This is a genomic window from Bacteroides sp., assembly GCF_052357945.1.
Lineage (GTDB): Bacteria > Bacteroidota > Bacteroidia > Bacteroidales > Bacteroidaceae > Bacteroides.
This window is the reverse complement of sequence record NZ_DAWCXD010000020.1, coordinates 28,088-50,371: the sequence shown is the minus strand read 5'-3', so window position 1 is coordinate 50,371 and position 22,284 is coordinate 28,088. Positions and strand designations below refer to the sequence as shown.

At 42.2% G+C, this 22,284-nt stretch carries 19 protein-coding genes; 15 read left to right on the top strand and 4 right to left on the bottom strand.

The window, feature by feature from the left end:
• Window positions 1–333: 333 nt before the first annotated feature.
• From ACT8YW_RS06650 to ACT8YW_RS06635, 4 genes are all read left to right on the top strand, one after another.
• On the top strand, window positions 334–1,743 hold the full coding sequence (locus ACT8YW_RS06650; RefSeq protein ID WP_004304575.1) for a Gfo/Idh/MocA family protein: 1,410 nt from the start codon (window positions 334–336) through the stop codon (window positions 1,741–1,743).
• 114 nt (window positions 1,744–1,857) lie between these two features.
• Window positions 1,858–2,748, top strand: coding sequence for a YitT family protein (locus ACT8YW_RS06645; RefSeq protein WP_004301761.1), 891 nt, complete (start codon window positions 1,858–1,860; stop codon window positions 2,746–2,748).
• 72 nt (window positions 2,749–2,820) lie between these two features.
• Complete coding sequence (locus ACT8YW_RS06640; RefSeq protein ID WP_444104421.1) at window positions 2,821–6,162, top strand: glycoside hydrolase family 2 TIM barrel-domain containing protein; 3,342 nt, start codon at window positions 2,821–2,823, stop codon at window positions 6,160–6,162.
• 30 nt (window positions 6,163–6,192) lie between these two features.
• Window positions 6,193–7,281 carry a phosphotransferase enzyme family protein gene (locus tag ACT8YW_RS06635; RefSeq protein ID WP_444104420.1) on the top strand — a complete coding sequence of 363 codons (1,089 nt, stop codon included), beginning with the start codon at window positions 6,193–6,195 and terminating at the stop codon, window positions 7,279–7,281.
• On the opposite strand, the gene ACT8YW_RS06630 is transcribed toward ACT8YW_RS06635, so the two are convergent.
• From ACT8YW_RS06630 to truA, 3 genes are read right to left on the bottom strand one after another with little or no spacing between them, the layout of a single operon-like run.
• On the bottom strand, window positions 7,273–7,923 hold the full coding sequence (locus ACT8YW_RS06630; RefSeq protein WP_195645752.1) for a DUF3256 family protein: 651 nt from the start codon (window positions 7,921–7,923) through the stop codon (window positions 7,273–7,275). The genes ACT8YW_RS06635 and ACT8YW_RS06630 overlap by 9 nt on opposite strands.
• A gap of 44 nt (window positions 7,924–7,967) precedes the next feature.
• A complete protein-coding gene (locus ACT8YW_RS06625; protein ID WP_444104419.1) occupies window positions 7,968–8,870 on the bottom strand; it encodes an EamA family transporter in 903 nt (300 codons plus the stop codon).
• 29 nt (window positions 8,871–8,899) lie between these two features.
• A complete protein-coding gene (gene truA, locus ACT8YW_RS06620; RefSeq protein ID WP_061448067.1) occupies window positions 8,900–9,703 on the bottom strand; it encodes a tRNA pseudouridine(38-40) synthase TruA in 804 nt (267 codons plus the stop codon).
• 129 nt (window positions 9,704–9,832) lie between these two features.
• On the opposite strand from truA, the gene ACT8YW_RS06615 reads away from it, so the two are divergent.
• The 3 genes from ACT8YW_RS06615 (at window position 9,833) to ACT8YW_RS06605 (ending at window position 13,293) form a co-directional block, all read left to right on the top strand.
• Window positions 9,833–10,330, top strand: coding sequence for a hypothetical protein (locus ACT8YW_RS06615; RefSeq protein ID WP_444104418.1), 498 nt, complete (start codon window positions 9,833–9,835; stop codon window positions 10,328–10,330).
• A 20-nt stretch (window positions 10,331–10,350) separates the two neighbouring features.
• The gene (locus ACT8YW_RS06610) at window positions 10,351–12,003 is read left to right on the top strand and encodes a flotillin family protein (RefSeq protein WP_444104417.1); all 1,653 of its coding nucleotides are present in this window, start codon (window positions 10,351–10,353) and stop codon (window positions 12,001–12,003) included.
• A gap of 159 nt (window positions 12,004–12,162) precedes the next feature.
• Window positions 12,163–13,293, top strand: a complete 1,131-nt coding sequence (locus ACT8YW_RS06605) for an AAA family ATPase (RefSeq protein WP_444104416.1) — start codon at window positions 12,163–12,165, stop codon at window positions 13,291–13,293.
• A 372-nt stretch (window positions 13,294–13,665) separates the two neighbouring features.
• On the opposite strand, the gene ACT8YW_RS06600 is transcribed toward ACT8YW_RS06605, so the two are convergent.
• A complete protein-coding gene (locus tag ACT8YW_RS06600) occupies window positions 13,666–14,103 on the bottom strand; it encodes a DUF6078 family protein (protein ID WP_444104415.1) in 438 nt (145 codons plus the stop codon).
• A 92-nt stretch (window positions 14,104–14,195) separates the two neighbouring features.
• On the opposite strand from ACT8YW_RS06600, the gene ACT8YW_RS06595 reads away from it, so the two are divergent.
• The 8 genes from ACT8YW_RS06595 (at window position 14,196) to ACT8YW_RS06560 (ending at window position 22,277) form a co-directional block, all read left to right on the top strand.
• Window positions 14,196–14,873, top strand: coding sequence for a DUF5715 family protein (locus tag ACT8YW_RS06595; protein WP_444104414.1), 678 nt, complete (start codon window positions 14,196–14,198; stop codon window positions 14,871–14,873).
• Window positions 14,874–14,986: 113 nt separating this feature from the next.
• Window positions 14,987–16,543, top strand: coding sequence for an ATP-binding protein (locus tag ACT8YW_RS06590; RefSeq protein ID WP_444104413.1), 1,557 nt, complete (start codon window positions 14,987–14,989; stop codon window positions 16,541–16,543).
• A gap of 74 nt (window positions 16,544–16,617) precedes the next feature.
• On the top strand, window positions 16,618–17,610 hold the full coding sequence (locus tag ACT8YW_RS06585; RefSeq protein WP_444104412.1) for a PhoH family protein: 993 nt from the start codon (window positions 16,618–16,620) through the stop codon (window positions 17,608–17,610).
• A 79-nt stretch (window positions 17,611–17,689) separates the two neighbouring features.
• Window positions 17,690–18,634, top strand: coding sequence for a phosphoribosylaminoimidazolesuccinocarboxamide synthase (locus ACT8YW_RS06580; RefSeq protein ID WP_444104411.1), 945 nt, complete (start codon window positions 17,690–17,692; stop codon window positions 18,632–18,634).
• Window positions 18,635–18,795: 161 nt separating this feature from the next.
• Complete coding sequence (ubiE, locus tag ACT8YW_RS06575; protein WP_444104410.1) at window positions 18,796–19,533, top strand: bifunctional demethylmenaquinone methyltransferase/2-methoxy-6-polyprenyl-1,4-benzoquinol methylase UbiE; 738 nt, start codon at window positions 18,796–18,798, stop codon at window positions 19,531–19,533.
• Window positions 19,534–19,572: 39 nt separating this feature from the next.
• Entirely contained in the window at window positions 19,573–20,319 is a 747-nt protein-coding gene (locus ACT8YW_RS06570) for a shikimate dehydrogenase family protein (protein WP_444104409.1), read from the top strand.
• Window positions 20,320–20,336: 17 nt separating this feature from the next.
• Window positions 20,337–21,287: an alpha/beta hydrolase gene (locus tag ACT8YW_RS06565; protein ID WP_444104408.1), complete on the top strand. Its 951-nt coding sequence runs from the start codon at window positions 20,337–20,339 to the stop codon at window positions 21,285–21,287.
• Window positions 21,288–21,359: 72 nt separating this feature from the next.
• Complete coding sequence (locus tag ACT8YW_RS06560; protein ID WP_444104407.1) at window positions 21,360–22,277, top strand: TPM domain-containing protein; 918 nt, start codon at window positions 21,360–21,362, stop codon at window positions 22,275–22,277.
• The last annotated feature ends 7 nt before the right edge of the window (window positions 22,278–22,284 follow it).

The following is a 22,284-nucleotide window of genomic DNA, read 5'->3' as shown; positions in this document are numbered from 1 at the left end:
AGAGCATTAGCCTTCCAAGCTGAGGGTCGCGGGTTTGAGCCCCGTCTTCCGCTCTCTAAAGAGAATCTAAGAAATTAGATTCTCTTTTTTTGTTTTACTTTAGACTGCAAAGATTATGAAAGAGCTTTTTAATGACCTGTCTTTCATATGTATTTCCCGATATTCAAGACTGTACAAAATCAGGTAGAAAAAGTCCGAATCACTTTCTACTTCATAATAGAAGTTTATGATGAAAATATCGATTATAAATATAAATAGTTGGCTAATTAATTACTATTTTTGACACGTAAATGAAAAACATCGAATAACCCCTATTAAAAACTTTAAAATATGATGAAGAAACTATTTACAGTCACTGCTATCGGCTTGGCTTTGTTAACTTGGCACACCAGTTGTACTTTACAACCAAAGGCTCCCGAAGCCTTTACTCCTATCAAAGTAGAAACTCCTGCCCGCCCTGCCGGACAAGAAGATGTAATCCAACTCGTTACTCCTAAAATAGATACCGTTCGTGTCGGTTTCATCGGATTAGGAATGCGTGGTCCTGGTGCCGTGGCACGCTGGACCCATATCCCGGGAACTAAGATTGTGGCATTATGCGACCTGCTTCCCGAACGTGTTGAAAAATCACAAGAAATTTTAAAGAATGCCGGACTCCCTGAAGCTGCTTCTTACAGTGGTTCGGAAGAGGCATGGAAGCAACTTTGTGAACGGGATGATATTGATCTGGTATACATAGCCACCGACTGGAAACATCACGCAGCAATGGGTGTTTATGCCATGGAACACGGTAAACACGTAGCCATCGAAGTTCCTGCCGCTATGACACTGGATGAAATCTGGCAGCTAATCAATACCTCCGAAAAGACACGTAAGCATTGTATGCAGCTCGAAAATTGCGTATATGACTTCTTTGAACTGACTTCTTTAAATATGGCACAACAAGGCGTATTCGGAGAAGTACTTCATGTAGAAGGTTCATATATCCACAATCTGGAAGATTTCTGGCCTGAATACTGGAATAACTGGCGAATGGATTATAATCATCTACACCGTGGTGATGTATATGCTACCCATGGCATGGGTCCTGCTTGTCAGGTACTTAATATCCACCGTGGTGACCGCATGAAAACATTGGTATCGATGGATACGAAAGCTGTCAACGGACCAGCTTATATTAAGAAACAAACAGGAGAAGAGGTGACTGACTTCCAGAATGGTGACCAAACTTCTACCCTGATTCGCACAGAGAACGGTAAAACAATGTTGATTCAGCACAACGTAATGACTCCACGCCCATACAGTCGTATGTATCAGATAGTGGGAGCTGATGGTTATGCAAGTAAATATCCGATTGAAGAATATTGCCTGCGACCTTCACAAGTTGATTCAAAAGATGTGCCTAATCATGAGAATCTGAATGCACATGGTTCTGTACCTGAAAACGTAAAGAAAGCCTTGATGGATAAATATAAAGATCCTATTCATATAGAGCTGGAAGAAACAGCTAAGAAAGTAGGTGGACACGGTGGTATGGACTTCATTATGGACTACCGTCTGGCATATTGCTTGCAGAATGGACTGCCATTGGATATGGACGTTTATGACCTGGCAGAATGGTGTTGCATGGCTGAACTTACCAGACTTTCTATCGAGAACAATTCAGCTCCGGTAGAAGTACCCGACTTCACTCGCGGCGGATGGAATAAAGTACAAGGCTACCGTCACGCTTTTGCAAAATAAAACAGCATATTTCCTTTTAGCACGAGCATAATGAACCAATCCGGCTTCTCCCCTAAAGCCGGATTATTCATGGGTTCGTGTTTGAACATTTTATAGATTATCATAATCACGTTTATGAAAACAGCTATTCCAAAGCCTTCTAAGCAAAGCATTATCCGTGAAGCCAGAGATTATGTAATGATTGCCATCGGCATGATTTTGTACGGTATCGGTTGGACCGTTTTTCTGTTGCCTAACGATATCACCACCGGGGGAGTACCGGGTATTGCTTCCATCGTATATTGGGCCACAGGTTTTCCGGTACAATATACGTACTTCAGCATCAACTTCTTTTTGCTGTTACTGGCCCTCAAGTTACTGGGACTGAAGTTTTGCATCAAAACTATTTTTGGTGTATTTACCCTCACCTTCTTTCTGTCCGTCATTCAAAAATTGACGGCAGGTTTCGGTCTTCTCCACGACCAGCCCTTTATGGCATGTGTCATCGGAGCATCCTTCTGTGGAGGTGGCATAGGTGTTGCTTTTTCGGCTAATGGAAGTACGGGAGGTACAGATATAATTGCAGCCATCATCAACAAATACCGGGACATCACATTAGGAAGAGTCGTGCTCATCTGCGATATGATTATCATTTCTTCCAGTTATTTTGTCTTAAAAGACTGGGAAAAAGTGGTGTATGGGTTTGTAACTCTTTATATTTGTAGTTTCGTTCTCGACCAGGTAGTGAATAGCGCCCGCCAATCCGTACAGTTCTTTATCATATCCAACAAATATGAAGAAATAGGACGGCATATTAACGAATATCCACACCGGGGAGTAACGATTATCAATGCAACCGGCTTTTATACAGGACGAGAAGTTAAGATGATGTTTGTATTAGCCAAGAAAAGGGAATCGCCTATCATCTTCCGGTTGATAAAAGACATAGACCCGAATGCATTTGTATCGCAAAGTGCTGTCATTGGAGTATATGGAGAAGGATTCGATCATATTAAAGTAAAATAAAAAAGAAATGAAAAACCAATATTGAGAAACATGAAATTTCGACCAACCCCCAACTTATTAACAGGCATTTTCATGGGAATATTTTCCCTGACAACACTTAGTACGATGGCTGAGAAAGCCGTGAAACCTTATTGGCAGGACGTGCAGGTAGTTGAAGTCAACAAAGAGTATCCACGTACTTCTTTTATGACATACAACAATCGTGCTGCTGCCTTGAGTGGCAAGTTCGAACGAAGCAAGTATTACCGCTTGCTGAATGGAACCTGGAAATTCTACTTCGTAGACTCTTATAAAAAACTTCCCGATAACATTACCGATCCGAACACCAATACAGATTCGTGGGATGATATTCAGGTACCCGGCAACTGGGAAGTACAAGGACACGGAATAGCCATCTACACCAATCATGGTTATGAATTCAAACCGCGCAATCCACAACCTCCTACTCTTCCCGAAGCCAATCCGGTAGGAGTTTATCGCCGGGACATCGATATTCCGGCAGACTGGGACGGACGGGATATTTACTTGCATCTGGCAGGAGCAAAGTCCGGCGTATATGTATATATCAACGGACAAGAAGTAGGATATAGCGAAGACTCCAAGAATCCGGCAGAATTTCTTATCAACAACTACGTGAAGCCCGGAAAGAACATACTTACAGTTAAAATCTTCCGTTGGAGCACCGGTTCCTATCTTGAATGTCAGGACTTCTGGCGTATGAGTGGCATTGAACGCGATGTTTTTCTGTATTCACAACCTAAAGCCGCTCTCAAAGATTTCCGAATTAAGTCTACGCTGGATGACAGTTACAAAAATGGAATCTTCGGTTTAAATGTTGATTTGAGAAATCACGAAAAGGCTGCAACTAATCTTACATTAGTTTATGAACTATTAGATGCACAAGGAAAAGTTGTAGCTACTGAAGAGAAGACAGCCTATATTCCATCGAACGAAGTACGCACACTTTCTTTCGATAAGAATCTGACAGATGTCAGCACATGGACCTCCGAACATCCGAATCTATACAAACTGTTGATGACAGTAAAAGAGAATGGCAAAATCAATGAAATCATTCCTTTCAATGTAGGATTCCGCCGGATTGAGATCAAGCCTATCGAACAGAAGGCTGCTAACGGAAAACCGTATGTCTGCTTATTCATCAACGGTCAGCCTCTGAAACTGAAAGGGGTAAATATCCACGAACATAATCCGTCAACAGGTCATTATGTTACAGAGGATTTAATGCGCCGTGACTTCGAACTGATGAAACAACATAACTTAAACAGTGTACGCCTTTGCCACTATCCGCAAGACCGCCGTTTCTATGAGCTTTGTGATGAATACGGACTTTATGTATATGATGAAGCCAACGTGGAAAGCCACGGAATGTATTATGATCTCCGGAAAGGCGGTTCACTGGGTAACAATCCCGAATGGCTGAAACCGCACATGGATCGTACCATCAATATGTTCGAACGTAATAAGAATTATCCGAGCGTTACATTCTGGTCGCTGGGAAATGAAGCCGGAAACGGATATAATTTCTATCAGACTTATTTGTGGTTGAAAGAGGCAGACAAAGACCTGATGGATCGTCCGGTCAACTACGAACGTGCTCAATGGGAATGGAATTCCGATATGTATGTTCCGCAATATCCGGGTGCTGACTGGCTGGAAAATATCGGAAAGAATGGTAGCGACCGTCCTGTAGCCCCTTCGGAGTATGCACATGCCATGGGAAACTCTACCGGAAATCTGTGGGGACAATGGCAGGCAATTTACAAATATCCGAATCTCCAAGGTGGATATATCTGGGACTGGGTAGACCAAGGTCTTCTCCAAAAAGATAAGAATGGAAGAGAATACTGGGCTTACGGAGGTGACTTCGGCGTAGACGCACCGAGCGATGGTAACTTCCTCTGCAACGGTCTTGTCAATCCGGATCGTGGTCCGCATCCGGCAATGGCTGAAGTGAAATATGTACATCAGAATGTAGGTTTTGAAGCAGTAGACGCTGCAGCCGGTATATTCAAAATCACCAACCGCTTCTATTTCACTAACCTGAAAAAATATCAGATTCACTACAATGTACTTGCTAACGGAAAGACAATAAAAGGTGGAAAAGTATCTTTGGATATTGCTCCGCAAGCCTCTAAAGAGTTCACCGTACCGGTAAATGGCTTGAAAGCCCAACCGGGAACAGAATATTTTGTCAATTTCAGTGTAACAACCACAGAGCCTGAACCGTTGATTCCAACCGGATATGAAATTGCATACGACCAGTTCCAACTTCCTATCCAGGCAGAGAAGAGTATTTATAAAGCAAACGGTCCGGTATTGAAAACAACGACTCAAGGAGATGAATTAATCGTTTCTTCCTCCAAAGTAAACTTTGTATTCAACAAGAATAGCGGATTGGTAACCTCGTATAAAGTAGATGGTACAGAATATTTCAAAGACGGATTTGGTATTCAGCCTAACTTCTGGCGTGCTCCTAATGATAATGACTATGGTAACAGCACTCCTAAACGTTTGCAGGTATGGAAACAATCAAGTAAAAACTTCCGCGTAACGGATGTTACCATGACAGCAGAAGATAAAGCAGTCTCCTTAAATGTAACCTACTTACTGGCTGCCGGCAACTTGTATGTTGTCACTTACAAAATCTATCCGAACGGAATAGTTAACGTAAATGCCAAATTCACATCAACGGATATGCAGCCTACAGAAACAGAAGTTTCCGAAGCTACCCGCATGGCTACATTTACTCCCGGAAGTGATGCTGCCCGTAAGGCTGCCTCCAAACTGGAAGTCCCCCGTATCGGTGTGCGTTTTCGTTTGCCGGCACAGATGAACAATGTACAATACTTTGGCCGTGGCCCGGAAGAGAATTATATCGACCGCAATCACGGAACGCTCGTTGGCGTATATAAGACAACAGCGGATCAAATGTACTTCAACTATGTGCGTCCACAGGAAAACGGACATCACACAGATACCCGCTGGATCGCTTTATCTCCTAATAAAGGAAACGGCCTGGTTTTGGTAGCGGACAGTCTCATCGGTTTCAATGCCTTGCGCAACTCTATCGAAGACTTTGACTCTGAAGAAGCTCTGCCCCACCCTTACCAATGGAATAACTTCAGCCCGGAAGAGGTTGCCAATCACGATGAGAACGCTGCCCGCAACGTATTACGGAGAATGCATCATGTCAACGACATCACTCCCAGAGATTTCGTTGAGGTTTGTGTAGATATGAAGCAACAAGGAGTAGGCGGATATGACAGTTGGGGTGCTCGCCCGGAACCTTTCCACCAGATCCCGGCTAACCGTGATTACCAGTGGGGCTTCACATTAGTACCCGTTCGCTCGGCTAACCAGGCCAACGAAGCTGCTAAATATGATTATCGATAACCTTAGTATAAATTTTTAAAGAAAAAAAACATGAAAGATTTATCTAGCATCGTAGCTAAATTTAAAGTCCAAGGTACGATAGAAGAAATCAAACCTTTGGGTGCAGGACTTATCAACGACACTTATAAAGTAAACACCAAAGAAGCAGATGCTCCCGACTATGTTTTGCAACGCATCAATCATGCCATTTTCCAGAATGTAGAAATGCTTCAATCCAATATTAGCGCTGTTACCAATCACATTCGCAAGAAACTGACGGAAGCCGGAGAATCAGATATAGACCGCAAGGTGTTGAGTTTCCTCGAAACAGAAGAAGGTAAAACATACTGGTTCGACGGTGACAGTTATTGGCGTGTGATGGTATTCATCCCACGTGCAAAAACGTATGAGACGGTAAATCCCGAATATTCCAACTATGCAGGCGAAGCCTTCGGTAACTTCCAGGCTATGCTGGCCGATATCCCGGAAACATTGGGTGAAACCATACCCGATTTCCACAACATGGAGTTCCGCCTCAAACAACTACGTGAAGCCGTTACGAAGGATGCTGCCGGACGGGTAGCAGAAGTGAAATACTATCTGGATGAAATAGAGAAACGCGCAGATGAAATGTGTAAAGCTGAACGTTTATATCGTGAAGGAAAACTTCCCAAACGCGTTTGCCATTGCGATACGAAAGTGAATAACATGATGTTCGACGAGGATGGTAAAGTGCTTTGTGTCATTGATCTGGATACGGTAATGCCTAGCTTTATATTCTCCGATTATGGTGACTTCCTACGTACAGGTGCCAACACGGGTGATGAAGACGACAAAGACCTTGATCGTGTAAACTTCAATATGGAGATATTCAAAGCGTTTACCAAAGGCTATCTGAAAGGAGCCAAATCATTCCTGACTCAGATCGAGATTGAGAATCTTCCTTATGCAGCCGCTTTATTCCCATACATGCAGTGCGTACGGTTCCTGGCAGATTATATCAACGGAGATACTTATTATAAAATCAAATATCCGGAACATAACCTCGTTCGCACCAAAGCACAATTCAAATTACTTCAAAGTGTGGAAGCAAACACACCGGAAATGATAGCGTTCATCAACGAATGCTTGTTAAATTGAGAATGCTCCATTTTTCCAATGGTAGACTACAGGGCGGCGGAGAAACGGTTTCAGTTTCTCTGCTGTTTCTTTTGACATATAGTCGGGGGTTGTTAACGTAAGTGTCAGTTCCGTATTTTCTTTATTAAAATCGGCTTTCATCAATAGCATATCTGCCGAACGGCGTGCTTCATCAAACTCATAAACTCCTGCTGAATCGGGAGCATTCAGAAAATCATCCATCAGGGGCAGGGTAATAAAGAGAGATGTTGTAAGCGGTTTCCAGTCGTCCGTATAGAAATGGATGCTGCTATCACAGGCAGGAGCACAAACAGTAGAGACTGTACAGATTACGTTCGTTGAATCATTTAATGCCAACACTTTCATCTGCCAGGTCGATTGAGCTGACATTTGCATACGGATATAGTCTTTACCAAGATCAGTCATCTCCGACTTCTTGCCAAAACGGTTTTCTACTTGCGCTTTCATCTTACTTTCCAGAAAGTCTATGCAATCTTCACGATTCACTTTTGTAAGCAAGGGGCTTAGAGAATCCGGCATATTCACAAACAACGTTTTGGCCTCTTGTGCCTGAAGAGCAGTCGAAACAAAAAGTCCGACAGCAGAGAAGAATATAGTGATAACAAGTTTATTTATTTTCATATCTATCTTATTTAACCTATGACAAACAGTCTTGTGTAACTGTTTTAACTTTTAGACCCCAAATATAAGAATATCATTCCGATTAACACCAGTATAAGGTCAATCGCTTTGCTTTTTAAATTCTTTTCACGGAAGAAAAGCGCACCGAAAGTAAAAGAAACAACCACACTTCCCCGACGGACCATCGAAACGATAGAAATCATCGAATCGTCGTAACTTAATGCGTAAAAGTAAACAAAATCGGCAGCAGAAAGGAAAATGGAGATCAGGATAATCGTCCAATCCCAGCGGAACGGAGTAGTGGACTTTCTTTTAGGCCACCAAAGCAACAACAGGATAGGACACATGATAAACACCTGATAAACATTATACCAAGATTGCACCAGCATCGGATTCAGAGACTTCATCAGATATTTATCATACAAACCACTGATAGCACCTGTAATGGCAGCCAGTACAATAAAAAGGATCCATTTGTTATGCTTAAAATCAATTCCTTCTTTCTTTCCCGAACGGCTCAACATAAAGAAAGAGGCAATGGCCAGCATCACACCAATCCATTGATAGAGATTCAATCGTTCACCGAATACCAGCATAGCTCCCACGAGCACCATCACCGGACGGGTGGCATTGATAGGTCCTACAATGGTTATGGGCAAATGTTTCATTCCGAAATATCCGAATATCCACGAAGACAATACGATGAACGACTTGATGATAATATATTTATGCTGTTCCCAACCAGCAACGGGAACATTGAATATTGTTCCTCCCAACAAGTCCGGTTGATAAACGGATATCAGGATAAACGGTAGAAAGATGAGACTGGAAAAAAATGTATTTAGAAACAAAACAGGAAGTACTGCATTATCTTTCAACGATTTCTTCTTGAATACATCATAAAAGCCCAGCAAAGTAGCTGAGAGGAATGCCAACAATAACCACATGAGAATATTTATTATTTACTAATTACCAATTATAAGTTATCCGCGACAGACGGTTCGCCGGTTATGGATGATTGCTGGTCATCACATTCAAATATACTTTCCGGGTATTCCACGTTGACCAGAAACAGGGCTTGCCCCGGAGCAGATGTCCCGGCTTTGCAACGGTCCTGCTGTTCTATAATCCGCCGGAAACCTTCAACAGTCAGTTTCCCGCGTCCCACTTCAATGAGCGTGCCTACGATGGCTCGCACCATATTCCGCAAGAAACGATCGGCACGAATGGTAAATACCCAGGTAGCATCTTCTTCCTGCGTCCATTCTGCATGAGTGATATGACAAATATTGGTCTTTACATCCGTATGAAGTTTACTGAAACTCGTAAAATCGTTGTACTCGAAAAGGATACGCGCTGCTTCGTTCATGCGTTCATAATTCAACTGGTTATAAAGCCGCCAGCGATATTGCCTGTTAAAAGGATATTTCGATGTCGTCACATAATATTTATAAGTTCGCGCAGTCGCATCAAAACGGGCATGGGCATCCGGCCGAACCCGGCAAACACGATAAATGGAAATATCGGGAGGCAGCAGACGATTTAATTTATCAGTAACAGAAGTAGTATCCAACAGTTCATCGGAATCAAAATGAGCAACCATCAGAGAGGCATGCACTCCCGCATCCGTCCGGCCTGCTCCTATTACTTCAATTTCGCGACGCAGAAAGGTAGACAATGCTTTCATCAGACATTCCTGCACACTAATCCCATTCGGTTGAATCTGCCAACCGTGATAGTTGGTTCCGTCGTAAGCCAAATAAATAAAATACCTTTGCACGCTAATTCCTCTTTTTTAGGGTTTTCGCGCGCAAAAGTAGTCATTTTATCTCATTTATCTTTGTATAATTCGCATAAACCTGTATATTTGGAGAACAAAATAATCATGATTCACTAATACCTCACAATTATGAGTAGTACCATTTTCCTTATTATTGCCCTTGTGACAACAGGAATATTTGTAATCCAATTCATTCTATCCATCTTTTTCGGAGACATAGATGCAGATGTAGACGTAGATGCTGACATCAGTAGCGTAGTTTCTTTTAAAGGACTAACTCATTTTGGAATCGGATTCGGCTGGTATATGTATTTGGCGGGAAACACTGAAATTCAAAGTTACGTCATCGGAATTCTGGTGGGTCTTTTCTTTGTTCTCGCTGTGTGGTTTCTCTATAAGAAAGCTTATCAACTGCAACAAGTGAATCATTCTGAACAGACAGATCAACTTGTGGGACGGGAATGTACCATCTATTTCAAGCAAAGCAACAGCAAATATACAGTACAGACAAGCCGGGACGGAGCAATGCGCGAAGTAGACGTCATTTCCGAATCCGGAAAAGCATATCAGACAGGTGACAGAACAATCATCACCAGTTACAAAGACGGAACACTATTCATTCAATAACTATTCAAATACACAATTTTATGACACAAGAAATGTTGATTATGGCTGCTATATTAGTGGCAGTCATCCTACTCACTTTTATTGGTATCCTTTCTCGTTACCGCAAATGTAAGAGTGATGAAGTCCTCGTTGTATATGGTAAAACAGGAGGAGATAAGAAGTCAGCGAAGCTATATCACGGTGGTGCAGCTTTCGTGTGGCCGATTATCCAAGGATACGAATTCCTTTCCATGAAACCAATGCAGATTGAATGCAAACTGACGGGTGCACTGTCTGCTCAGAATATCCGTGTGGATGTGCCGACTACCATTACTGTAGCTATCAGCACTGATCCCGAAGTAATGCAAAATGCTGCTGAACGTATGCTGGGTTTGACGATGGACGACAAACAGAATTTAATTACCGATGTCGTATATGGTCAGATGCGTATGGTGATCGCCGATATGACTATCGAAGAATTAAATTCAGACCGCGATAAGTTTCTGGCTAAAGTAAAAGACAACATCGATACTGAACTTCGCAAGTTTGGTTTGTACCTGATGAACATCAATATCAGTGACATTCGTGATGCTGCCAACTACATTGTCAACTTAGGTAAGGAAGCTGAAAGTAAAGCTCTGAACGAAGCACAAGCTAACATCGAAGAACAGGAAAAGCTGGGTGCTATCAAAATTGCCAATCAGATTAAGGAACGCGAAACCAAAGTTGCAGAAACGCGTAAAGATCAAGATATCGCCATCGCAGAAACGAAGAAACAACAGGAAATCTCGGTTGCCAATGCAGATAAGGACAGAATTTCTCAAGTAGCCATCGCCAATGCGGAAAAAGAATCACAAGTAGCAAAAGCGGAAGCTGAAAAGAATATCCGTATCGAACAGGCGAATACCGAAAAGGAGAGCCGTGTTGCCGAACTTAACTCGGATATGGAAATCAAGCAGGCGGAAGCTGCCAAGAAAGCTGCTATCGGACGAAATGACGCACAGAAAGAGGTGGCTCTGTCAAATTCAGAACTGGCCGTGACACAAGCTAATGCCGACAAACAAGCCGGTGAAGCTGCTGCCAGATCGGAAGCTGCCGTACAGACTGCACGCGAAATTGCCCAGAAGGAGGTAGAAGAAGCCAAAGCACGTAAAGTAGAATCTTCATTGAAAGCTGAAAAGATTGTTCCTGCGGAAATTGCCAGACAAGAAGCTATTCTACAGGCGAATGCCATTGCCGAAAAGATTACTCGTGAGGCAGAAGCACGCGCAAAAGCTACTTTGGCACAAGCGGAAGCAGAAGCAAAAGCTATCCAGATGAAACTGGAAGCAGAAGCGGAAGGTAAGAAACGTTCATTACTTGCTGAAGCGGAAGGTTTCGAAGCAATGGTAAGAGCAGCCGAATCGAACCCGGCTATCGCTATCCAATACAAGATGGTAGACCAATGGAAAGAAATCGCTGGCGAACAGGTAAAGGCATTCGAGCACATGAACTTAGGAAATATCACTGTATTCGACGGAGGAAACGGCGGCACAAGCAATTTCCTGAATACACTGGTGAAAACGGTAGCTCCAAGTCTTGGTGTACTGGATAAGTTGCCTATCGGTGAAACGGTGAAAGGTATTATTAATCCGGACAGTAAAACGGAGGAAAAGCCTGCAACGAAAGCTGACGAGAAAAAAGATAAGAAATAGTTGTGATCCGACATAATATACGCTGATGAGAAAAGAATGATTACTTGTTCTCATCAGCGTATGTTTTTTATATATAATTCAAATAAATCTTTGCATATTCCAGATTTATTACGTTCTTTGCGTTACATAAAACATGTAACGTAAAATATGTAATAAGTCATGAAGCCATACAATCCATTCCTTGTATACGGTTACAACAGTCCCGAATACTTTTGCGATCGGGAGAAAGAAACTGATAAAATGATTTCAGCTTTACTAAATGAACGTAACCTGACCTTAATATCCCCCCGACGCATGGGAAAGACGGGACTCATCAAAAATGTATTCTATCAAATGAAGCGGGAAAATAATCCGAATGCTGCCTATTTTTATATGGACATTTACTCCACACGCGATTTAAAAGCATTCATCCAGTTACTTGCTCAAAATGTACTTGGAGAATTAGATACTCTGTCCCAAAACATACTCCGGCAAATGACTGCTTTCTTCAAATCGTGCCGTCCTATTATCAGTGCTGACGAAAGAAGTGGTATGCCTACCGTAACATTAGACTTTGCTCCTACCCACGCTGAACAAACATTGAAAGAAATACTCAATTATATGGTAGCCTCAAAGAAACAGTGTTATCTTGCCATTGATGAATTCCAACAAATTACAGAATATCCGGAAAAAGGTGTAGAAGCATTGCTCCGCTCTCATATCCAATTCATGCCCAATGTACATTTTATCTTTTCCGGAAGTAAGAAGCATGTAATGGAAGAAATGTTTACTTCTGCAAAACGTCCTTTTTATCAAAGTACCCAAATCATTGTATTAACGGAAATCCCACTGGACGATTATTATTCGTTCGCACACTCATTCTTTGCTAAGGAAAAAAGAGAATTGACACTAGAAACATTTTCTTATTTGTACCGACTTGAAAACGGACACACATGGTACGTCCAAAGTATACTCAACCGATTGTATGAAAAGAAAATCAATCCTATTGATAACCAACTGGTAGATAGATGTATAAACGACATTTTAGATGAACAGGAAACCATATACCAAAGTAACCTGACTCTACTAACCAACAATCAAGTAGATTTATTGAAAGCTATTGCCACAGAAGGCTGTATAAAAAGCATAAATGCCAATGACTTCATCAAAAAGCATCATTTAAAAACGCCCAGCAGCGTTAACGTGGCACTAAAATCCTTACTGAATAAAGAACTGATATATAATACACCAGATGGGTATATTGTCTATGACCGTTTTTTCGGAAAATGGCTGAAAGATGCAGTAATCTAATACGCACTAGAAATGATTTCGCGAAATCATTTCTCATGTTCTCATACTTCATAAGATAATCATCCGTAATTCAAAGCAATAACGCTATGAGAAACACCTTTTTAAAAAGTATTTCTCATACTTTCATCATGCATTTCTCATACCGGAACTGCTATATAATACCTACATAATAAATGTCAACCCAACCCGAAGATAAGAAAAAAGGTAGTCAACTATTATCAGGGTATTACAGACCCCGGTAGTCCCACATATTATGGGAAAAGATTCCCTAGTTGGAGGGAATTTATTCCCTTATTTTGCGGGAATAAATTCCCATAATATAAGAGAATACCTTCCCACAATATATGGGATTACCGGAACTAACGGATATACTTACCCAAGATCATAGTATTCGATATATTCATCATATTGAGGCGTTTCTGTAACTCCCCGCCTGCGGAAAAGTCCCTGTATGTATTCCTGCTCCTTCGGTTTAATCAACCGTTCCTTATTGCAACAACGATAATAGATCGTTTTGCCGAAGTAGGCTATCATCTGTCGCTTGATAACGGTGGCATCAGCAAGCGGCACCCGATCCAGCAAATGTTTCATTCCCCGTGCAAACAACACCGGCTTTTCATCAATAAAGTAAGTACAGTCTTCACCATCGGAGGTGACATGTTCGGGATTAATAACCATTACAGCAGCCCGCTCTTTCGGCATTCGGAGAGTTACTTGTCGTCGCAGACATTTGTCCGCACGCAAACAATGTCCATTCAAGCAATGAGCGAAGCTAACGGGCATAGAATTGTAATCGAAATCTGTTTTCATGTGTGTTATGTTTAGTGGGAAAGTGACCTATTTTTATAAACCGCTACAAATGTATGAAAAAATAGCGTATATTTGCGGGCAAAAAATATAAAATGACAATTTATAAGCTTCGCATATTACCGCTATTTTTACTAGTTATCGGGCTTACAACGCTTACTTCGGGCTGCAAAAAGAAAGACATGTCGCTGAAACTGAATGAGCCACGCAATATTCGTGGCGTCGTCAGCTACAAACGTTCTTTTCCTGATTTGAATGACGCACATTTGGAAGTAGCCAAAAAGATAGGGATTCGCCCATTGGCAGACCGTGAGGCAGCAAAAGATATGAGAGAAAAGCTAACTCATATTACTGACAATGAGTTTTATGTAGTAGATTCACTGACACACTCCATCCCCTATCTCGTACCGCGTGCCAATGCACTGCTCGATACAATCGGTTCCAACTTTCTCGATTCATTGGCAGCCAAAGGTCTAAACCCCAACCAAGTAATCATCACTTCCGTATTACGCACCGAAAACGATGTGAAACGCCTCCGCCGTCGCAACGGAAATGCTTCCGCCAACTCGGCACACTGCTTTGGAGCCACCTTTGACGTCAGTTGGAAACGTTTCAAAAAGGTAGAAGACAAAGACGGGCGTCCCTTACAGGACGTAAGTTCAGATACTCTGAAACTCGTTCTGTCTGAGGTATTAAGGGACTTGCGGAAAGCAGAAAAATGCTACATCAAATATGAATTGAAACAAGGTTGTTTCCATATCACTGCCCGATAAACACCCTTTTTCAAAATCTTTGACCAGCATATCATAAAACCTTCAAGGTAAATTTTGTGTTAAGATGGAGAACAGCTATCTTTGTATGAATCCAACGCTAAAAGAATCAGCTTATGAGCAAGCTATATCCTATCGGCATACAGAATTTTGAAAGTCTCCGCAAAGACGGTTATCTTTATGTAGATAAAACCAGACTTATTTATCAATTAGTAAAAACCGGCCGTTACTATTTTCTTAGCCGTCCCCGCCGCTTTGGGAAGAGTCTGCTAATATCTACTCTTGAAGCATATTATCAAGGAAAGAAAGAACTATTCGAAGGATTGGCTATTGAACAACTGGAAAAAGACTGGATCAAACATCCGATATTACACCTTGATTTAAATATCGAAAAATATGATACTCCCGAAAGTCTGAACCAAATACTCAATGACAATCTTGAACATTGGGAAAGCCTGTATGGCACACGCCCGTCGGAAGTTTCCTTTTCTTTACGCTTTGCAGGCATCATACAGCGGGCTTACGAACAGACGGGGCAACGTGTCGTTATCCTTGTGGACGAATACGACAAACCTATGCTACAAGCTATCGGAAACGAAGAACTGCAAAAATATTACCGAAACACACTAAAACCTTTCTATGGGGCATTAAAAAGTAAAGACGGATGCATCAAACTCGGATTCCTTACAGGCGTCACCAAATTCGGAAAAGTCAGTGTCTCCAGCGATCTGAATAATCTGATTGACATTTCAATGGATGAACAATACGTGGAACTCTGTGGTATCACAGAAAAAGAAATCCACGACAATATGGAAGAAGACCTGCATATTTTGGCTGATAAACAGAAAATGACTTATGAGGAGGTATGCTCTGAACTGAAAGAATGTTACGATGGTTATCATTTCGTAGAAAATTCCATAGGAATATACAACCCATTCAGTTTACTCAACACATTCTATAAAATGAAATTCGGTAGTTACTGGTTTGAGACCGGCACCCCGACTTATTTGGTAGAATTACTAAAGAAATCCAATTATAATCTCCAACGTATCACCCATGAAGAAACGGATGCAGATGTACTGAACAGCATTGATTCGACGTCCCGAAATCCTATTCCGGTTATCTATCAAAGTGGATATCTTACGATCAAAGGATTCGACAATCGCTTTGGGATTTATCGACTGGGATTTCCTAATCGGGAAGTAGAAGAAGGTTTTGTTAAATATCTTCTTCCATTCTACACAAATATAGACGCTATCGAGTCACCATTCCAAATTCGTAAATTTGTAGCCGAAGTACGAAGCGGTGATTATGATGCCTTTTTCCGCCGCCTGCAAAGTTTCTTTGCCGATACACCTTACGAATTGGTACGCGATTTGGAACTACATTATCAAAATGTACTCTTCATCGTATTTAAACTCATTGGATTCTATGTAAAAGCAGAGTATCATACCTCACAAGGCCGCATTGACCTCGTCCTGCAAACCGATCATTTCATCTATGTAATGGAATTCAAGCTGGAGGGAACCGCCGAAGAAGCTCTGCAACAAATCAATGACAAACATTATGCACAAGCATTTGCTGCCGACAAGCGACAAATATTTAAAATAGGCATCAATTTCAGTAATGAAACAAGAAACATCGAAAAGTGGATAGTAGAAGATTTGCAGTAAAATTCACCTCCAAACAATCAGAGAATCCAAAACGTTTGATTAAATTTGCAGAAATTTTTCTTTAATACAACTTAATGATAGAGAAGCTGATTGTTCTTGAGGACATTGATCCGGTTATTTTTTACGGTGTAAACAACGCCAACATACAGTTAATTAAAGCTTTATATCCAAAGCTACGCATAGTTGCCCGAGGCAATGTCATCAAAGTGCTGGGCGACGAGGAGGAAATGTGTGCCTTCGAAGAAAATATCACCAAACTTGAAAAGTACTGCGCCGAATATAATTCACTGAAAGAAGAAGTTATCATTGACATTATAAAAGGAAATGCTCCGCAAGCGGAACAGACAGGAAACGTGATTGTGTTCAGCGTCACGGGCAAGCCTATCATCCCCCGAAGCGAAAACCAGTTGAAACTGGTAGAAGGATTCGCCAAAAATGATATGGTATTCGCCATCGGTCCGGCAGGTTCGGGAAAAACATACACTGCTATCGCCCTTGCCGTGCGTGCATTAAAAAACAAAGAAATCAAAAAAATCATTCTTAGCCGCCCCGCCGTAGAAGCCGGAGAAAAACTCGGTTTCCTGCCCGGCGACATGAAAGATAAGATCGATCCATACCTACAACCTTTATATGACGCCTTGCAGGATATGATACCTGCCGCCAAGTTAAAGGAATACATGGAATTGAACATTATCCAGATTGCCCCGTTAGCCTTTATGCGCGGACGTACGCTGAATGATGCAGTCGTTATATTGGACGAAGCCCAGAATACTACCGCCCAACAAATCAAAATGTTCCTCACCCGTATGGGTATGAACACCAAAATGATTGTGACGGGAGACATGACACAGATTGACCTTCCCGCTTCACAAACATCGGGATTGGTGCAAGCCCTCCGCATCTTGAAGGGAGTGAAAGGGATCAGTTTTGTTGAACTGAATAAGAAAGATATCGTACGCCATAAACTGGTGGAACGTATCGTGGATGCTTACGAAAAGTTCGATAAAGAAGCGAAAGCCGAACGGAACGGTTCACCACAGAGGGCACAGAGTACACAGAAGGTTTAATCCAAATATCTCAATGAAGACTCTGTGTACTCCGTGGTGAAATTAAAGAAAGAAGCATAATTTTAATATATATATCATTATGAAAGCATTAACAAAAACAGATTTCAACTTTCCGGGACAGAAAAGTGTGTACCACGGAAAAGTGCGCGATGTGTACAACATCAACGGCGAAAAACTCGTCATGGTAGCAACCGACCGTATTTCGGCCTTTGACGTAGTACTACCTGAAGGTATTCCTTACAAAGGACAAATGCTGAACCAGATTGCAGCAAAATTCCTCGATGCCACTACTGACATCTGTCCGAACTGGAAACTGGCTACTCCGGACCCAATGGTAACAGTGGGTGTGTTGTGTGAAGGTTTTCCGGTGGAAATGATTGTACGTGGTTACCTGTGCGGTAGCGCATGGCGGGCTTACAAAAGCGGTGTACGCGAGATTTGCGGTGTAAAATTGCCGGACGGAATGCGCGAAAACCAAAAATTCCCCGAACCGATCGTCACTCCGACTACGAAAGCAGAAATGGGATTACACGACGAAGACATCTCTAAAGAAGAAATCCTGAAACAGGGATTGGCTACTCCGAAAGAGTATGAAATCCTCGAAAAATATACATTAGCCCTTTTCAAACGCGGTACTGAAATCGCAGCAGAACGCGGACTGATTCTCGTAGATACAAAATACGAATTCGGCAAGCACAACGGTACTATCTACCTGATGGACGAAATCCACACTCCAGATTCAAGCCGTTATTTCTATGCTGAAGGTTATCAGGAACGTTTCGAAAAAGGCGAACCACAGAAACAACTTTCTAAAGAGTTCGTTCGCGAATGGTTGATGGAAAACGGTTTCCAGGGCAAAGACGGTCAGAAAGTGCCTGAAATGACTCCGGCTATCGTACAAAGCATCAGTGACCGTTACATCGAATTGTTCGAAAACATCACCGGTGAGAAGTTTGTGAAAGAAGATACCACCAACATCGCTGAACGTATATTCAAAAACGTTGAAACGTTCTTGAATCGTTGATAGTCAACAAATGACAGATAATAAATGATAGCTGACAGATAATGAATGACAGTTCGTATGCAATTCATTGCATATAACTTCAACCTTAATTATTATCCGCCAACTATCATTTATCAACTATCATCTTCCAACTATCATTTATCAACTATCAATTAAAAAGAATGGACTACCCACAACAACATATCAAGCCTTACGACGAAGAAGGGAAAAAGACCGAGCAAGTGGAACGAATGTTCGACAACATCGCGCATGCATACGATAAGCTGAACCATACCTTATCTCTAGGTATCGACCGCAGCTGGCGCAAAAAAGCGATTGCCTGGTTACGCCCTTTCCAACCGCAACGTATGATGGACGTAGCTACCGGCACAGGAGATTTTGCTATCCTCGCCTGCCACAAACTGCAACCTGCCGAACTGATCGGGACGGACATCTCGGAAGGCATGATGAATGTGGGACGTGAAAAAGTAAAAAAGGAAGGACTGTCGGACAAGATTTCTTTTGCCCGGGAGGACTGTACTTCACTCTCTTTTGCCGACAATGATTTTGACGCCATCACCGTAGCTTTCGGTATCCGCAACTTCGAAGACCTCGACAAAGGACTCTCCGAAATGTGTCGTGTATTGAAACCGGGCGGTCATCTTGTGATTTTGGAACTTACCACTCCGGACCGTTTCCCGATGAAACAATTGTTTTCCATCTACTCAAAAGTCGTCATTCCATTATTGGGCAAACTGCTCTCCAAAGATAACAGTGCCTACCGCTATCTGCCGGACACCATCAAAGTATTTCCTCAAGGGGAAGTGATGAAAGGAGTCATCGCCCGAGCCGGATTTAGCGAAGTCAACTTCAAACGGCTGACCTTTGGCATCTGCACTCTTTATACCGCAACAAAATAGCAATTCATTGTGAATGATTAATTTAACCCTTATTATATTATGGAAAAATATGGTTTAATCGGCTATTCTCTGCGACATTCATTTTCTATCGGATACTTTAATGAGAAGTTCAAATCCGAAGGAATCAATGCAGAGTATGTGAATTTCGAGATTCCCAGTATCAATAACTTCATGGAAGTGATCGAAGAGAATCCCAACCTGTGCGGTCTCAATGTCACCATCCCTTACAAAGAACAAGTGATTCCTTTTCTGGATGAACTCGATCGTGACACCGCAAAGATAGGCGCAGTCAATGTGATTAAAATCATCCGCCAGCCAAAAGGAAAAGTCAAATTGGTGGGTTACAACTCCGATATCATTGGATTCACTCAATCTATCCAGCCCTTGTTGCAGCCTCATCACAAGAAAGCGCTGATTTTGGGTACCGGCGGAGCTTCTAAAGCTGTCTACCACGGTCTGAAGAATCTAGGTATCGAAAGCATCTTCGTATCGCGCACCCACAAAGCCGACGATATGCTGACTTATGAAGAACTGACTCCCGAAATTATGGCAGAATACACTGTCATTGTCAATAGTACCCCCGTAGGAATGTTTCCTAAGGTAGATTTCTGCCCTAATATCCCTTATGAACTTCTGACACCAAACCATTTGCTCTACGATTTGTTATATAATCCGAACGTTACGCTGTTCATGAAAAAAGGAGAAGCGCAAGGGGCTGTTGTGAAAAACGGTCTGGAAATGCTCCTGCTTCAGGCATTTGCCGCCTGGGAGATATGGCATAAATAAGGATTAGAGGAGTTTTTATGAGGAGAAAAGTTGTATATAGCGTCATTATTATCATGCTGGCATTGACCGGCTGCACCATCGGAGGAAGTTTTTATATGTTAAACTTTTCATTGACTCCGAATGCCAAGATTTTGTCTAAAGATGCTGACTCTTATCCCTTCATGTATAGAAACTACCCTTTCCTACGTCCATGGGTGGACAGCCTGAAACAAGTGGATGCATTGAAAGATACTTTCATCATCAATCCGCACGGAACACAACTTCATGCGTATTATGTTGCTGCTCCCCAACCCACCAGTAAGACAGCCGTCATTGTGCATGGACATACAGATAATGCTATCCGTATGTTTATGATTGGTTATCTGTATAATCGAGATTTAGGATATAACATATTACTTCCCGACCTGCAACATCAGGGAGAAAGTGAAGGCCCTGCCATCCAGATGGGATGGAAAGACCGTTGGGACGTATTGCAATGGATGAACATTGCCAATGAGATTTTCGGAGATAGTACACAAATGGTTGTACACGGCATTTCAATGGGAGGTGCGACAACCATGATGGTGTCCGGTGAGGAACAGAAACCATTTGTTAAATGCTTTGTTGAGGATTGCGGCTACACCAGCGTATGGGACGAATTCTCACATGAGCTTAAAGCCAGTTTCCACCTTCCCCCTTTTCCACTCATGTATACCACAAGCCGGCTTTGCGAGAAGAAATATGGATGGAATTTTAAAGAGGCTTCCTCACTGAAACAAGTAGCCAAATCACAGCTTCCGATGCTGTTTATTCATGGGGATAAAGATACGTATGTACCCACCTGGATGGCATATTCGCTCTACGAAGCCAAACCGGAACCCAAAGAACTATGGATTGTGCCGGGAGCGGCTCATGCTGTTTCATACAAAGAGAATAAACAGGAGTACACCGACCGAGTCCGTGCATTCGTCGGGCGATACATTCATTAAACCTATTATAACAAGGAGTTTTAGATTCATAACAGAAAAAGTTTCTATATTTGCAAACGTAAAATAATCGTTATGAAATCAATATTGACTTTTATACTAGCTACTTTTCTTCTGTTCCCACTACAAGCTCAAGAGAAAGTATACACGGTGGACAACCTCCCAAAAGTTCACCTGCAAAACAAAATGCAATATGTTTGCAACCCGGCCGGCATACTTTCACAGGCTGCTTGTGACAGTATAGACTCCATGCTTTATGCCTTGGAACAACAAACAGGAATTGAAACAGTGGTTGCCGTAGTTCCCTCAATTGGAGAAGAAGATTGTTTCGAATTCTGCCACCAGTTACTTAATAAATGGGGTGTAGGGAAGAAAGATAAAAATAACGGATTGGTTATTTTGTTGGTTACAGATCAACGTTGTATCCAGTTTTATACCGGTTATGGTTTGGAAGGAGTGCTCCCCGATGCGATCTGTAAAAGGATTCAAACCAGATATATGATTCCTTACCTGAAAGACGGAAATTGGGATGCCGGAATGGTGGCCGGCCTAAAAGCGACTTGTCAGCGGCTTGACGGTTCTATGGAAAATGATGCTCTCTCCGATTCGAACAGCGGTGGTTCTTTTGATTTTGTTCTTGCCATTCTTTGTTTTATTGCTATTGGCGGAGGTCTTGCTTTCTTTTCGGCACGCAAACAAAGCCGTTGTCCGAATTGTGGTAAACATCAATTACAGAGAAGCGGAAGTGCTGTCGTATCCCGAATTAACGGGGTGAAAACCGAGGATGTTACCTATACATGTAGAAACTGCGGACATACCATCATACGTCGCCAACAAAGTTATGATAATGATTACCACCACCGGGGAGGTGGCGGAGGTGGTCCATTTATTGGAGGCTTCGGCGGAGGTAGTTTCGGAGGCGGAGGCGGTTTCGGTGGAGGCAGCTTTGGCGGAGGAATGGGCGGTGGCGGCGGTGCCGGTTCTCGTTTCTAAAGAAAAT

Excerpts from the sequence above, each read along its gene's own strand:
- ACT8YW_RS06650 (WP_004304575.1), top strand. The coding sequence starts at position 334 with ATGAAGAAACTATTTACAGTCACTGCTATCGGCTTGGCTTTGTTAACT.
- ubiE (WP_444104410.1), top strand. The coding sequence starts at position 18,796 with ATGGACTACCCACAACAACATATCAAGCCTTACGACGAAGAAGGGAAA.
- ACT8YW_RS06580 (WP_444104411.1), top strand. The coding sequence starts at position 17,690 with ATGAAAGCATTAACAAAAACAGATTTCAACTTTCCGGGACAGAAAAGT.
- ACT8YW_RS06625 (WP_444104419.1), bottom strand. The coding sequence starts at position 8,870 with ATGTGGTTATTGTTGGCATTCCTCTCAGCTACTTTGCTGGGCTTTTAT.
- ACT8YW_RS06565 (WP_444104408.1), top strand. The coding sequence starts at position 20,337 with ATGAGGAGAAAAGTTGTATATAGCGTCATTATTATCATGCTGGCATTG.
- ACT8YW_RS06630 (WP_195645752.1), bottom strand. The coding sequence starts at position 7,923 with ATGAAAATAAATAAACTTGTTATCACTATATTCTTCTCTGCTGTCGGA.
- ACT8YW_RS06590 (WP_444104413.1), top strand. The coding sequence starts at position 14,987 with ATGAGCAAGCTATATCCTATCGGCATACAGAATTTTGAAAGTCTCCGC.
- ACT8YW_RS06640 (WP_444104421.1), top strand. The coding sequence starts at position 2,821 with ATGGGAATATTTTCCCTGACAACACTTAGTACGATGGCTGAGAAAGCC.
- ACT8YW_RS06595 (WP_444104414.1), top strand. The coding sequence starts at position 14,196 with ATGACAATTTATAAGCTTCGCATATTACCGCTATTTTTACTAGTTATC.
- ACT8YW_RS06600 (WP_444104415.1), bottom strand. The coding sequence starts at position 14,103 with ATGAAAACAGATTTCGATTACAATTCTATGCCCGTTAGCTTCGCTCAT.
- ACT8YW_RS06605 (WP_444104416.1), top strand. The coding sequence starts at position 12,163 with ATGAAGCCATACAATCCATTCCTTGTATACGGTTACAACAGTCCCGAA.
- ACT8YW_RS06560 (WP_444104407.1), top strand. The coding sequence starts at position 21,360 with ATGAAATCAATATTGACTTTTATACTAGCTACTTTTCTTCTGTTCCCA.
- ACT8YW_RS06645 (WP_004301761.1), top strand. The coding sequence starts at position 1,858 with ATGAAAACAGCTATTCCAAAGCCTTCTAAGCAAAGCATTATCCGTGAA.
- ACT8YW_RS06610 (WP_444104417.1), top strand. The coding sequence starts at position 10,351 with ATGACACAAGAAATGTTGATTATGGCTGCTATATTAGTGGCAGTCATC.
- ACT8YW_RS06635 (WP_444104420.1), top strand. The coding sequence starts at position 6,193 with ATGAAAGATTTATCTAGCATCGTAGCTAAATTTAAAGTCCAAGGTACG.
- ACT8YW_RS06615 (WP_444104418.1), top strand. The coding sequence starts at position 9,833 with ATGAGTAGTACCATTTTCCTTATTATTGCCCTTGTGACAACAGGAATA.
- ACT8YW_RS06570 (WP_444104409.1), top strand. The coding sequence starts at position 19,573 with ATGGAAAAATATGGTTTAATCGGCTATTCTCTGCGACATTCATTTTCT.
- ACT8YW_RS06585 (WP_444104412.1), top strand. The coding sequence starts at position 16,618 with ATGATAGAGAAGCTGATTGTTCTTGAGGACATTGATCCGGTTATTTTT.